This is a genomic window from Luteibacter sp. 22Crub2.1 (genome assembly GCF_900167995.1).
Classification (GTDB): Bacteria; Pseudomonadota; Gammaproteobacteria; order Xanthomonadales; family Rhodanobacteraceae; genus Luteibacter; species Luteibacter mycovicinus.
Window position 1 is genome coordinate 55,781 of sequence record NZ_FUYT01000010.1, and the last position, 14,323, is coordinate 70,103.

Annotated in this window: 5 protein-coding genes; 1 reads left to right on the top strand and 4 read right to left on the bottom strand. The window is 66.1% G+C overall.

Features of this window, described 5'->3' with window-relative positions; genetic code table 11:
• Positions 1 to 17 precede the first annotated feature (17 nt).
• The 3 genes from B5X73_RS12045 to B5X73_RS12055 form a co-directional block, all read right to left on the bottom strand.
• A complete protein-coding gene (locus B5X73_RS12045; protein ID WP_079521886.1) occupies positions 18 to 2,624 on the bottom strand; it encodes a phosphocholine-specific phospholipase C in 2,607 nt (868 codons plus the stop codon).
• Between the two features lie 169 nt (positions 2,625 to 2,793).
• Positions 2,794 to 4,107: a PQQ-dependent sugar dehydrogenase gene (locus B5X73_RS12050; RefSeq protein ID WP_079521887.1), complete on the bottom strand. Its 1,314-nt coding sequence runs from the start codon at positions 4,105 to 4,107 to the stop codon at positions 2,794 to 2,796.
• Positions 4,100 to 4,543, bottom strand: a complete 444-nt coding sequence (locus B5X73_RS12055) for a DUF2231 domain-containing protein (RefSeq protein ID WP_079521888.1) — start codon at positions 4,541 to 4,543, stop codon at positions 4,100 to 4,102. The genes B5X73_RS12050 and B5X73_RS12055 overlap by 8 nt, the downstream gene beginning before the upstream one ends.
• On the opposite strand from B5X73_RS12055, the gene B5X73_RS12060 reads away from it, so the two are divergent.
• Entirely contained in the window at positions 4,538 to 5,323 is a 786-nt protein-coding gene (locus B5X73_RS12060) for a TMEM175 family protein (RefSeq protein ID WP_176167827.1), read from the top strand. The genes B5X73_RS12055 and B5X73_RS12060 overlap by 6 nt on opposite strands.
• A 209-nt stretch (positions 5,324 to 5,532) precedes the next feature.
• On the opposite strand, the gene B5X73_RS12065 is transcribed toward B5X73_RS12060, so the two are convergent.
• Positions 5,533 to 13,836, bottom strand: coding sequence for a glycoside hydrolase family 94 protein (locus B5X73_RS12065; RefSeq protein WP_254857283.1), 8,304 nt, complete (start codon positions 13,834 to 13,836; stop codon positions 5,533 to 5,535).
• Between the last annotated feature and the right edge of the window lie 487 nt (positions 13,837 to 14,323).

Genomic DNA, 14,323 nt, shown 5'->3' on the forward strand with positions numbered 1-14,323 from the left:
ACGAGCAGACAGAGACGTCAGATGCGGAACGGGATGGGCCTGCCACCCAGCATGGTGTATCCGTCGTCGAAGAAGTACCACGCTTCGTAGCGGCCAGGCGGCAGCGCATCGCCCGACGCGTCGGCCAGCATGACCGAGCCGACACCACGCGGCGCATACACCCAGCGGAGCAGGTGTTTTTTAGTGGGCTCCGAACCCGCGGCGAACACACCGATCCAGTTCTTCGGACGGTGGTGCCACGGTGGCACCGCGTAGTCGAAGCGACGGCCCGCATAGCCCTCGCCCTGGATCGACACCAGCGCGTGGAACATCCGGTCGTTGCCAATGGCCGGGTCGGTGACCGGAGCCCGGAGCTTCTGCGGTACATAGCCAGCCATGCGTCGCAGGTAACCCGCCTGCCCCGCGACGCGCACGGCGACGTCGTACCAGCCACGGCTCACCTGCCACTCGATCGTCCGCTCGCAACCGGCCTCGACGCGCACCTGCATCGGTCCATTCTCGTAATACGCGTTATCGCCCAGCTGAAACACGCACGCTTTGTCACTGGCCCGGTTGTCGAGACGAATGGAGAGACTGCCCTTCCACTCCTGATGCGAAGCACTGACTTCCGCCGCGAGTCCTGCGGACCCCATGGCCCGCTGATCGCCTCGCCACTCGCGCAGAAAGCCGTTGGGACCATGAATCGCGACGTCATAACGGCCGTCGTCGGCAACGGGCCGTACCGCTGAAAGCGACTTTCCGGCCTCGATCGTAAAGTGTTCGGAGGTCTGCGCCGCGGACATCGGCTGATGAAACGCGATGAGGGCGACGCCGATCGCCCCGGTATTGGCGAAGCGCAGCGCCAGCTGACCTCCGTCGACCCGCATGTCCACCGCAAAGGCGTAGTCCGTACGGCAGGCTGCCCGCGTGGCGGGTGCCTGGACCGGGAAGACCTGCGGCGCGGGCACGGCCGCGCTTTCGGTACCGTTCCGGAAATGCGTCGCCGTATCGATACGGCGTGGTAGCGACGGCCGGAAGTCGAAAGCTTCCGTGAGATCGCCGCAGACCGCACGTCGCCACGGCGAAATGGCATCGCAACGCACCGCATCCTTTCCGCGACCCTGATTCGAAAGACCCTTCGCCGCCGACCACCCTTCGAGCAGGCGGATCACGGAGGTATGGTCGCTCAGCTGCGAATGCACCTTGCCACCGGCGGTCCACGGCGACACGATCACCATCGGCACGCGCGGGCCGAGTCCTACCGGAATCGCATCCATGGTTTCCGCGGCTCCGGCATCCTCCAGGGTCATCTCGCCATAGGCATCGCTGGTCGCCGGAACCGGTGGCGGCACGTGGTCGAAGTAGCCGTCGTTCTCGTCGTACATCAACAGGAACACCGTCTTGCGGAAGACCTCCGGGTGGTCGTTGACCAGTACATCCAGCAACCTGGCGGTGAACGACTCGCCGTCGCCCGGCGATGAGCTGGGATGCTCGCAGAACGCGGACGGCGCCACGATCCACGAGACGCGCGGCAGGCCCGCTTTCACCTCACCGGGTGCGGGATCGTCCGGCTCCATGCCGGCGGCGACGTCCTTCGCGAACTGCGCGACCAGCGCGTCGCCGGTCTTGCCACCGGGCTCCGCAAAGACGCGCCCACGGCGATACAAGGTCTGGAACGTCGGATCGTCAGAGGTATCGATCGGCTTGCCGGTGTTATCGACCCGGAAATTCTTGTAGTACTGGAGGTAGTTATCGCCGTAGTTGTCGTACTCCTGGTAGATCTTCCAGGTGATGCCGTTCTCGGTCAGCGTCTCCGGATAGGTCTTCCAGTCCGCGATACCGGCGGCTACCGCCGCGTTCCTCGCCTCAGGCGACTGGCCGAGCATCGCCGGGGTGATGTCCTTGTTGATGTCGCAGGCGATGTCCGCGACGTAACCGCAGCTGCCGTAGTTGTCCGGAAAATTCATCGGCGGCGGCACGGTGCCCGACCACAGGCAGAACCGGTTCGGATCGGTCGCCGCGAAGATCGAGCAATGATAGGCGTCGCATACGGTGAACGCGTTGGCCAGCTGGTAGTAGAACGGCAGGTCGTCGGCGTTGAGAAAGCCCATCGCCTGCCGGCTCTTCAGCGGCACCCACGTGTCCCAGTTGGACCAGGTCTGCTGCGAAGCCTTCCAGCTGTGATCCAGATCGGCCATGTACTGGTACTGCACGTTGCCTGGCGCGTTCAGGCGAAACGGCAGCACGTAATTCGTCGACTGCGCCGCGCGATCGGTGTCATACCAGCCCTTCGGCTGCGTCCACTCCGCATGGGCCACGTGATCGCTGAAACCGCGGCTTGCCGCATCGAGGCCTTCCGGCTGGTACCAGGCGTAGTTGCCACTGGGCAGCGGAACGGGTCGCGGATCGCCGTAGCCGCGCACGCCCGGCAGCATGCCGAAGTAATGGTCGAACGACCGGTTCTCCTGCATGAACACGATGATGTGCTCGATGTCGGCCAGACCCGGCGTACCGGTGGGATTGTGCGGTTCGAGCGCCAGCGCTTTCTCGATCAGACCGGGCCAGCTTGAAAGCGCTGCGACGCCCGCGGTGCCCGCACCCATCTTGAGGAAGCGGCGTCGCTTGATATCGTCGATAGGGGGCATGCCCTGGCCTCACGTCGTCCGGCCGGTGTTGGCCGGTACCCGATTGTCACTATCCATGTTGCAGTAGCGCGTCAGCCCCGCGTGACCACCCCGGAATGCGACGCGGCGCACAGCCAGGCCGGCTCAACGCGCATGACCCGACCCGTCTTGTATCGCCCCGACCGTTTCTTCAGCGTGCCGCGTCCGTCACACGCCAGACCGTGTCACCGACATCATCGGCGATCAGCAACGCACCGTCCTTGTCCTGCACGACGCCCACAGGCGCGCCATACAGCTGCTTCTCGTCACTGGAGTAGAAGCCACTTACGACGGTCTCCGGCTTACCTTCCGGTTTGCCATCCCTGAACGCGACGAAGACCACTTCGTATCCGCTCAACGGCGAACGATCCCAGCTGCCGTGCTCGCTGATGAAAGCGCCGTTGTGGTACTTCGCAGGCAGACCGTTGCTCTGGGTCAGAAGCAACCCGAGCGGCGCCACGTGCGAGCCGATGGCGTAGTCCGGCCTGATCGCCTTGGCCACGAGATCGGGCCGCTGCGGTTTGACCCGCGTATCGACGTGCTGGCCGTAATAGCTGTAGGGCCAGCCGTAGAAACCGCCTTCCTTCACCGAGGTGAGATAGTCGGGCACGAGGTCGGCGCCGATTTCATCGCGCTCGTTGACGATGGCCCAGAGCGAGTTGCTCACGGGGTCCCACTGCAAACCGGTGGGATTGCGCAGGCCCGCGGCATAGATGCGACTCGCCCCGGTGGCGACATCGACCTCGAGCACATCGGCACGCCGGTATTCTATATCGAGGCCGTTCTCGGTGATGTTGCTGTTGGAGCCGACGCCGACATACAGCTTTGTGCCGTCCGGGTTGGCCTGCAGCGCCTTGGTCCAGTGATGGTTGATGGTGTTCGGCAGATCGGTGAAGTTCGTCGCCGGCACGGTGATCCGCGTCTGCCCTTCCTGGTAGGGATAGCTGACGATGCCATCGGTGTTGGCGACGTAAAGCGTGCTGCCGATCAGCTGCACGCCGAAGGGCGAATTCAGCCCTTCGAGAAATACGTGCTTCTCCCACGGTCCCGACGCGCTCTTGCGCAGCAGCGTGATGCGATTGCCACCCTTCCCGCCTTTGCCCGACTGGTTCTTCACCATGCCGGCGATCAGCTGCTTGGGTGTGGTTACGGGCTCGCTGCCGGGACCGTTGGACTCCACGACCAGCACATCGCCGTTCGGAAGCGTGTACAGCTGCCGCGGGTGCATGAGGCCGTCGGCGATGCGTTCGATCTTCAGGCCGGCCGCTACCCTCGGCGCCTGCCCCTGCTTCCAGCCCGCCTTGTCCGGTACCTGCATGGGTGGCACGAGAAAGTTTTGTGCCTTGGGCAAGGTCGGATCGGTGCCCGACTGCTGGGGCGGCTCGAAGGAAGCCTTCTCGCTGCACGCGCCGAGGGCGACGACACAGGCCAGCGCCAGCGCGTTGCGGCAGATGTACTTAGTCATGGGCCAGCACTCCCCGGTCGGATGCCCGCACCGCGACCACGATGTGCCCGATAGCGAGCAACAGAACGGTGACGGCGGAGAGCCATACCCCTTCCGGGATGACCGCATACGCGTCACGGCTGTGCACGAAGGCGTTGAAGATCGCGGCGACGATGGCCATGAGGTTGAGCCAGAAGTCGAGTCGCTCACCGCGCACGGCGGCATGACGGGAGGTGATCCAGACCTGGGTCAGGTTGACCAGCCGCGGCACGATCGCGAACAGCAGGCCGAATACGATCAGCCAGGCGGCCCCCTTCATCCAGAGGATCACGCCGGTGCGGGCGTAGACGATATCGAAAATCAGCGCGGCCACGAAGCATCCGAACGGTATCGGATTGAGCAGGCCATAAATGGCATTGGCCACCACGTTACGACGTGGCAGGACATGAGAATGCATGGTGACGATCTCCCTGGACTGGTGGAGCGGACGAAGCCTCCGTTCCGCATGCTGATCCGGGCGATGTCTAAGCCGCGTCTGCTCCTGGCACCCCCTTCCCCTGAAGACCCGTGGCAGGCGATCATCCGCAAGAAATCACAGGGGGAGTTCGGCATGTCGGAGCACGGCCAGGATCAGCAGCTCGAGCGGCTGACCTTTTTTTCGGACGCGGTGTTCGCCATCGCCATCACCTTGCTGATCATCGAGGTCCACGTGCCTCATCCCGAGTCGCGTACGGACCAGGCCTGGCTGCAGGCTCTGGTCGACCTGATTCCGCAGCTGGCGGGTTTCTTCCTCAGCTTCATCGTCGTCGGCGCGTTGTGGGCCGCGCATCACCGGGTGTTCGGGCTGCTTCGCCGTTACGATCCCGCGATCGTGTGGCCCAACCTGTTCCTGCTGATGGCGATCGCCTTTACACCGTTTTCAACGGCATTGATGAGCGCCCATCCGGTGGAGCGCGTGCCGGAGATCTTCTACGCCACGAGCCTGCTCGTCGCCGGTCTGTTGCAGTACCGGTTGATCCGCAAGGCACTGCGTGCGCCTTATCTGGACCCGTCGGTGGACGCGGAAACCGTGGCCATGCTGCGTCGACGCAGTCTGGCCATGCCGTGCATGGCTGTGCTGGCCGGCGTTCTCGCCTTCTGGTGGCCGGGGCGCAGCAACCTCCCGCTGCTGCTTACGCCTTTGGCGGTAATGTTGTTTGCCCGGATGCGTTCCCGGAGACCGACGGCGGCGCCTTGACCGGCACGCAAGCGCCGGACGCATCCACGCGGCGCACGACGCAGGCCTCGGGATGCGTGGCGGCGGCCACGTTATAGGCGGCTATCCGGTCTTCCCGCAGCTGGGGCGCGGGCGACGGATCGTTCGATTCCTGAGACATGAGCGTGATCTCCCGATCCGCCGGTACGCCCGGCTGCACTGACGCTGCGCGTAGCCGCGTTACGCCACCGTTACCCTCCCGCATAGATCACCTGCACCCGATGCTCGACTCCGTCATCTTTCAGGGCCAGGGTTGCGCCACAGGCCACCCCGTCCAGCAAGAGGCTCGCCGGTTCACCCTCGTATGCACGACGCAGGTCGATGACGTAGGTCGCTCGTCCGTGGCGGTAGCGCACGGTATAGCCCGGCCAGGCCGCCGGAACGCGAGGCACGATCCGCAACCGGCCACCGTCGAGATGGATACCCAGTAACGACTCCACGATCAGCCGGTACATCCAGCCCGCCGATCCGGTGTACCAGCTCCACCCGCCCCGTCCCGTGTGCGGCGCGACGGAATAGACGTCCGCGGCGATGACGTACGGTTCGATCTTGTAGCGCCCGATCGCGGCGGCGTCCCCGGTGTGACTGGCAGGATGGATCATCCTCGTCAGTTCCCACGCCCGCTCATGGTTGCCCATGTGCGCGAAGGCCATGGCGGCCCAGACCGCGGCGTGGGTGTACTGGCCGCCGTTTTCCCGCACGCCGGGCACGTAGCCCTTGATGTAACCGGGATCCATGGCCGACGTGTCGAACGGCGGATCGAGCAGGCGGATCATGCCCGGATCGTCGAGCACCAGATGCCGGTCCAGCGACGCCATCGCACGTGCTCGCCGGTCGTCGCCGCCCACGTCCGAAAGGACCGACCAGCTCTGTGCGATCGCATCGATCCGGCATTCGTCGTTGCCTGCGGAGCCCAGCGGGGTGCCATCGTCGAACCAGGCGCGCCGGTACCAGTCGCCGTCCCAGGCGCTCGCTTCGAGGGATGCGGCCAGCGTGTCGGCCCCGGCGACGCATTGCCCGGCGAACGACACGTCGCCGCGCTGACGAGCCACCTGTGCGAACTCGCGCAGCACATGGACGAGGAAGAAGCCGAGCCAGACGCTTTCGCCCCGCCCGGCCTCGCCTACCTTGTTCATACCGTCGTTCCAGTCGCCGCTGCCCATCAGCGGCAGGCCGTGGACGCCACGCGGCGCGGCGTGTTCGAGCGCCCGGACGCAGTGGTCATAGAGCGACGCCCGCTGGCCCGAAGGCCGGGGCTGATCGTAATAGGACTCTTCCCCAGGGCGCAGCGGACGGCCTTCGATGTACTCGACGGACTCGTCGAGTACCCCGGTATCGCCGCTGGCCTGCACGTAGCGGCTGGTGGCCAGAGGGAGCCAGAGGTAATCGTCCGAACATCCCGTACGCACGCCGCGACCGCCGGGCGGATGCCACCAGTGCATCACGTCACCCTCGACGAACTGATGCGCCGCGCACATCAGCAACTGCGCCCGGGCCATGGCCGGCGCCGCGTGCTGCGTCGCCATCGAGTCCTGCAACTGGTCGCGGAAACCGATGGCCCCGCCGGACTGGTAGTAACCGCTGCGGGCCCAGAGGCGACTGGCGATGGTCTGGTAGAGCAGCCAGCCATTGGCGAAGACGTCGATCGACCCGTCGGGCGTAGCGACCTGGACCGCGCCGAGGGTGTCGCTCCAGTGGCGCCGTACGGCGGCAAGGGCGGCGGTCGCCGAACCGGTCTGCCTGAAGCGCTGAACCAGCGCACGCGCCTCGGGTTCGCTGGCGCCCATGCCGAGCCGGAAGATCACGTCACGGGATTCGCCCGGCGCCAGGACGACGAAACTGCGCAATACGCCGCAGGGGTCCAGTCCCGCTCCGACGCGGTTATGCCAGCCCGGACGGCGCATGCCCAGCGGCGCGCCCGCGTGGCCATTGCGCCCGAGAAAGGCGGTCCTGTCGCCACCCACGTCGCGGTCGGGATCTTCGACATCGAAGAAGGCGACGCGTCCCGGACAGTCGCTGTTGTAGGCATTCCGTGCGAACAGCGCGCCGGTCATCGAATCGATCTCGGTGACCACGTGCATCGCGCTGCTCTCGCGCACGTCCCCCAGCAGCCATTCGACGTAACCTGTGATCGACAGGCGCCGTGACTCGTCACCGTCGTTGGTGAGAGTCAGGACCTGGAATTTCACCGACGCGTCGATGGCGACGAACACCGCCAGGCTCGACGAAACCGTGTCCTCCGCGTGGTCGAACACGGTGTAACCGAAGCCGTGCCGCGTGGTGTATTCACCCGCCCCACGCATGGGTAGCGGCGTCGGCGACCACGTATGACCGGTGGCTTCATCGCGCAGGTACATCGCCTCGCCGCAGGCGTCCTCTACCGGGTCGTTCTGCCACGGCGTCAGTCGGCAACCGTGCGCGTTCTCTGCCCAGGTATACGCGCTGCCGCTTTCGGAGATCACCGTGCCGAAGTCCGGATTGGCAAGCACATTGCACCAGGGCGCGGGCGTGACCGCACCGGGAGCCAGCGTTATCACGTACTCGGTACCGTCGGCCGAGAAAGCGCCCTTCGGCGCCGAAGCGGCGACCGGCTCGATGACCGGACGACGCGGCCAGCTGGCCGGCTCCGCGGCGACCGGGTGAGCGCCCAGCCGGTGACGCTCCATCTGCTCCTGCAGGGAACCCAGGCTGTCCACCACCACGATGGAGGCGCTGGCTTCCATCACCAGTCGATCCTCGAAGGACAAGGGCTGTGCCGCGCGGATGTAGACGCCGCCGGGGCGGTCGAGAAGGTTGGCTTCGGCGCCCGAGGCCAGCAGGCCGGTCAGCGCGTCGTGCAACGTCTGTCGGTACCCCGTGCTGTCCTCGTTCCAGATCACCAGGTCGACCATGAGACCGCGGAGGCGCCAGTAGGCGGCCGCGCGGATCAGATCGCGGGCGATATCCAGACGCGCGATATCCGCGATGCGCAGCAGGACGATCGGCAGGTCGCCCGACACGGCTTGCCCCCACAGCCCCGACTGGCCGCGCCGGTTTGCCGCGATCAGGCCCGGCTCGGCGCGCAGGGCAAGGTTCGGATAGAGGATCGATGTCGCCATGTGCTCGTACAACTGGGCGTCGGCAAGCGTCGAGTTGGCCTGACGCAGCAACACCTGGCTGCGTGTCCATGCGAGGTCGAAGACGCGGTCGGACAGGTGCCGGTCGCGATACTTCTCGATCAGGCGTACGCAGCCCTCGCGCACATCCGCGACGCCGGTGACGAAGTCGAGCGTCGCCGTCTGGTCGGGATCGAGCGTCACCCGTACCCGGATGGCGACGATCGGATCGAGCACCGCGCCGTGACTTCCCGACAACGTGTCGCAGACAGCGTCCAGCGCGGCCGGTTGAGCCGTGGTCCGGCCTCGCCCGATGAAGCGGGCGCGGTCGGTCTCATACGAGATCGCATCGACATCCGCATCGTGTACCGCGACCAGATGGCACATCCATGGCGGGACTTCATCCGCCGAGCGCGGACGCCGTGTGCAGATGAGTGCCTGCAGGCTGGGCACGATCTCGGTCGTGACGAAGAGTTTGCTGAAGGCCGGATGGGCCGCGTCACCGCGTGGATCGGCCAGCACGACTTCGGCATAGCTGGTCAGTTCGATCGTACGACGCGTGCGGCCGCGATTGGTGACGCGGGTACGCCGCAGTTCCATATCGTCCTCAGGCGAGACGACGATCTCCGTATGGGTCTCGAAGCCACGTTGACGTACGCGGAACTCCGCGCGCGACTCGGCCAGAATGGCCTCGAAGTGGTCGGTCTGTCGTGCGACCGGCTGGTAGGCCGTCGACCACACGTCACCCGAGTCGGGATCGCGCACGTAACAGAACATGCCATGACGGTCGCGGGTGATGTCCTCGCGCCAACGGGTCAGCGCCATGCTGTCGCGTCGACTGTACCCACCACCGGCGCTGCTGACCATGACGTGATAACGGCCATTGGACAGCAGTTGCACCGCCGGCCGCGGACGGTCCGGATCGGTAAACAGGCGCAGCCGGGCTTCCGGTGTCGCGGGTGCGGGCGCGCCCTCGCCCAGCCCGACGGCGTGCAGGTACTCCGATGCCGAGCGCGGCACACGTTCCTGCAACAACAGGCTCGTCGCCATGACCCGCGGATCGGCTTCGAAGCGCTTGCGCATGGGCTGTCCGAGCAGCACATGCCCGATCGACAGCAACGACATGCCCTGATGATGGGCCATGAACTCCCGCACGATCGCCGAGTGCTGTCCCGGCGGCAGGCGCGATGGCGTGTAATCGACGGCTTCGTAGAGGCCGAACCGACCGGCTACGCCATCCGCGGTCAGCCGCTGCAGATTGCCGGTGGCTGCCGCCGGCGCGACCATCAGGGCCAGCACGGACGCATAGGGGGCAACGACGAGGTCGTCACCCAGTCCACGTTTGAGACCCAGACCCGGCACGCCGAAGGCCCGGTACTGGTAGGTGAGCTGCGCGTCGACGGCGTTGTATCCGGATTCGGACACTCCCCACGGAAGGTTGCGCTGCTTGCCGTATTCGATCTGGCGCGCGACCGCGGCACGACAGGTCTGCTCGAGCAGGCTGCCTTCGTAGGTCGGCATGACCAGCATGGGCATCAGGTACTCGAACATCGAGCCTGTCCAGGACAGCAGCACCGGCAGACCGCCGGCATTCGTCAGCAGGCGGCCCAGCGAGAACCAGCTCTCCTGCGGTATCTGCTCCTGCGCGATGGCGACGAACGTCGTGAGTCGCGCTTCGGAGGCCAGCAGATCGTAGAACGAGTTGTCCAGCACGCGGCGTTCCACATCGAAGCCGATCGACAGCAGGCGGCGGTTCTCGTCATAGAGGAAGGCGTGATCCATGACGGCCAGGTCGCCGGCCAGCGCCGCCGCCGAGGTAATCGCGTCCAGGCGTGTGGCTGCGCGCGCGCCGCGCGCCAGGTCGTTCGCGTCGGCCGCGATCTCCGCCAGCGACGCGATGCGGTCACCGACGATGTCGGTATGCCATGCCTGGGCTTCGTCCAGGAGATCGTCGCACTGCGCGGCGATCCGGGACAGCCAGAAACGCGTCTCTTCCGTGCCCTCGTTCGCATGGCGACCCACGAGCCCGTCCAGCCGGTGTCGCTGCGCGGTGGCGAAGACGAGCACATCGGTCGGCGTCGTGGGGGGGCTGCCCATCGCCTGAACGAGCTGACCCGACCAGTCGTCAAGGTCGGCTCGCCACGCGCCGCCGGCCTCTTCCGCGAGGATTCCGACGCTATCGGCCAGGCCGGCGATCGACGCCACCGAAAAAACCGGTGCGTCCGCGATCGCCAGCAGCCCCCGCTGCAACGTAAGCAGATGGCCGGAAAGATTTCCGCTGTCGACGCTCGACACGTAAAGCGGATGCAGCGGCGTACCGTGCTCCGTGTCGTACCAGTTGTAGAAGTGGCCGCGATATCGCTCGAGATCGCGCATCGTGCCAAGCGTGTGGCCAAGACGTCCGACCAGCGCGCCCGCCCCGAGATAACCGAAATCGTATGCGGACAGGGCGGAAAGCAGCCCCAGGCCCATATTGGTCGGCGACGTGCGCCTCGCGACGCGGGGCGCCGGCATCATCTGCACGTTATCCGGTGGCAGCCAGCGATCGTCGGGGCCCATGTACGTTTCAAAGAAAGCCCATGTGCGGCGGGCGAGATGGCGCAGGAACGTCCGGTCCGCGTCCGTAGGCGCATAGACTTGCGCGCTCTGCGCGCGGCTGACCCACCAGGCGAACGGTGGCGAGGCCAGCCAGAGCAGGAGCAACGGGAACGCGACGGGCAACGCGGCCGGCCGTACGGCCACGAGCGCCGCCGTCACGCCGAACGCCACGGCCGGACCGGCCCACAGTGCGCGCCACGGAATCGTATGCGTGCCGCGACCCTGTCGCTCCACTTCGCCGGACGATCGCCATTCGAGGAGATGCGTCCGACTCACCAGCACCCGCCAGAGCGTTCTCGCGATCGCATCCACGCTCAGGCGAGCTTCGTGCGGCAGCCATGCGACGGCCAGGCCCAGGCGTGCCACATGCTGTCCCGCCGCGTCCAGGGCGACGCGGCCGTGCACCGGCCAGGTCACATCGTGTGGCTTGCGAATCACGTCCATCAGCACGTGGAGCAGAACCGGCACGAACAGCATCGACAGGACTGCGATAGTCCACGTAGCGACGGGGCCGATCCACAGCCAGCCGCCCACCAGCAAGGCCAGGGCGGCCGGCGACACGAGGCTGCGGCGCAGGTTGTCGAAGATCTTCCAGCGCGACAGGCTGCTCAGATCGTTGCGAACCCATCCATGAACGCTGGGCACCGTCGGCATCAGCCAGGGCAAGAGCTGCCAGTCGCCACGGGTCCAGCGGTGCCTTCGCACGCTGTCATCCGCGTAGCGCCCCGGAATCTCCTCGAAGACGAGGACGTCGCTGAGCAGCCCCGAGCGCGCGAAACAGCCCTCGATCAGATCGTGACTGAGTACGCGTTCGTCCTTGAGGCGCCCGGCCAGTGCACGCTCGAAGGCATCGATGTCGTAGATGCCCTTGCCCGTGAACGAGCCTTCGTGGAAGACGTCCTGGTAGACATCGGACACGGCACGCGTATACGGATCGACACCGGCATCCGCACCGTACAGGCGTGCATAGACCGAGCGCGCCTGCGCCGGCAGTGCGATACCCACGCGCGGCTGCAGAATGCCGTAACCCGACACCACGGTGTTCGACGCGTCGTCGAACACCGGGCGGTTCAGCGGATGATCCATCGCCGCCACCATCAGATGAGCGGCGTCGCGCGGGAGCTGCGTATCGGTGTCCAGCGTGATGACGTAACGGACGGGGGGAAGATCCGCGATTCGTCCGACGATGAGCGCGAAGCGTTCCGCGCCTTCGCCGCGCAACAGCCGGTTCAGTGCGGCGAGCTTGCCGCGTTTGCGGTCGGCGCCCATCCAGCGTCGTTCCGTCGCGCTCCATTCCCGGGGGCGATGAAACAGATAGAAACGGTCCGCTGCCACCGATGGATACCGGGCATTCAGTGCCGACACGCGACGTCCCGCGTACGCGAGGATCGCCTCATCGTCCGGGAGCGCGGGCCGATCGGCATCCAGAAAGTCGGTGAGCAAGGCGAAATGCAGCGCATCGTCGCGATTGGCGAGGAAACGCACCTCGAGTGCATCGACGACCTCGTCGACGTCCTCCACACTGCCGAGCAGGGTCGGCACGGTGACCATGGTTCGCGCTGCCGCGGGCATGCCGGACGCATAGTCCATACGAGGCAGGTAATCGGGCGATGCGATCAGCGACGCGCCGAGGTTCAGAAGGCTCAGGCTGAGCTGGCTTGCAACGAGCAGACACCCTGCGCCGAGCAGCATCCACAACCAGGCTGACGCCGAAACGACCGCCGCCGTCGCCACCAGGCCAACGGTGAGCGCGGCAGTGAGCAGGAGAAACACGGTGAACGACACCGCGAACGGTGCGCGTGTGAAGGCGCGAGCGCACCGTGTTTTCCAGCCCCGGCTTGCGCCGAGCGCACGCTCGAACTCAGTTGCCCCCGCGCCGACCAGATAGAAACCGACGTGCCGCCGGGTCGTATCGTGGGCATCAGCCGCCTGCGCCAGGCATGCGGCGTGCACCGCACGGGCGGTATCCACTTCGCTGCGACGTGTCGAACGCGCCAGGCGCTCCACCGCATGGCGATAGCGATCCCGGCTGGTGAAATCCATCGCGGGATAGACGCCGGAGGGATCGTCGCGAAGCGATGCCTCGACCAGACTCGCGTGCTCGACGAAGTCGCGCCAGTCCACCGTCGCCAGCGAGCGGAGGCTGCCGATGCTGTTGCCGACCGACACCTGGTGCATCGCCTGCTGCTGCGATTCGGCTTGCACGAGGTAGTCGATGCTGCGGCCCGATTCCGCGAGCCGCTGCTCGACCCAGCCCAGCGGCATGGCCAGTGCCGGCCCCTGCCCCTGTAACCGGCGCACCAGCTCGGCCACGAACGGTGCACTCATCACCGGGGCGGAGCGCGCCATGTCGGCGACCACCAGCACCACATTCTTCGGATCGTCGGCCGCCATGCGCGTCATGGCATCCGCCCAGCGCGTGGCGCGTCGCCGACGCGAGCGGTCCTGGGTGACGCGGACAGCGATGCGACGCAGATTTTCGATCAGCGCGAGCCGCAGCATGATCGGCACCGCCCAGAGTTCGCCCAGAGTGAGCGGCGCGACGGTCTGGTAGGCATCGAGGAAACGCGCCAGGCCAGCGGCGTCGACGCGTCCATCGCCGTGGGATATGACTTCCAGTGCGATGTCGTAGACGCGGGGAAGACCATGGGATGCGCCGCCATCGAGCTGGACGAGTTCGCGACTGTACCCTTTGGGAAAATCCTTGTTCGCGCTGCGGATGTGCTCTTCGATCAGGTAGAGGTTGTCCAGCAGCCACTCGCCGGCGGGCGTCGCGCTCTCCCCGCGACGTGCGGCCACCATGAGGCCGCGACACGCCCCAAGGATCACCCGTTCGTTGTCGGCAAGACGGGGAAGCAGCCATTCGGGAAGCCGGCGCGCAGCCAGACGATGCCTGGCGGCGAGTTGCGCGCCGTAAGCCTCGAGTTGTTCGGCATTGAAGAGTTCGGCTCGTAAGGCCGGCTCGCGTTCCGCGCCCGCGGTTTCCCGGACGCGCTTACGCCGGAAAAGGTCTATAGACCCGCCGTTAACATCGCGACGACATGCATGAGCTGCTCCCGATGCGGCCGGTGGACCGCCCTTAGCCGCCGAGTGTGCGCCGCTGACGGGCCGAGCGCCATCATTAGGGCGGAGATCGCCATGTGTGCGTTGCTGCGATGCGGAAGCGACCTTGCCGAATAAGCGCGTATACACGACGCACAAATCAGAGTGGTGACCATGCAGTGCAGCAATTAGTGACTGCGGAATGAACCATTCATTAGTGGTGTGTGTAGATACATCAGGACGCATA

What these genes read in the sequence shown, in the direction of transcription:
- B5X73_RS12045 (WP_079521886.1), bottom strand. Translation starts at nt 2,624, where the DNA reads ATGCCCCCTATCGACGATATCAAGCGACGCCGCTTCCTCAAGATGGGT.
- B5X73_RS12050 (WP_079521887.1), bottom strand. Translation starts at nt 4,107, where the DNA reads ATGACTAAGTACATCTGCCGCAACGCGCTGGCGCTGGCCTGTGTCGTC.
- B5X73_RS12060 (WP_176167827.1), top strand. Translation starts at nt 4,538, where the DNA reads ATGCATGGTGACGATCTCCCTGGACTGGTGGAGCGGACGAAGCCTCCG.
- B5X73_RS12055 (WP_079521888.1), bottom strand. Translation starts at nt 4,543, where the DNA reads ATGCATTCTCATGTCCTGCCACGTCGTAACGTGGTGGCCAATGCCATT.
- B5X73_RS12065 (WP_254857283.1), bottom strand. Translation starts at nt 13,836, where the DNA reads ATGGTGGCCGCACGTCGCGGGGAGAGCGCGACGCCCGCCGGCGAGTGG.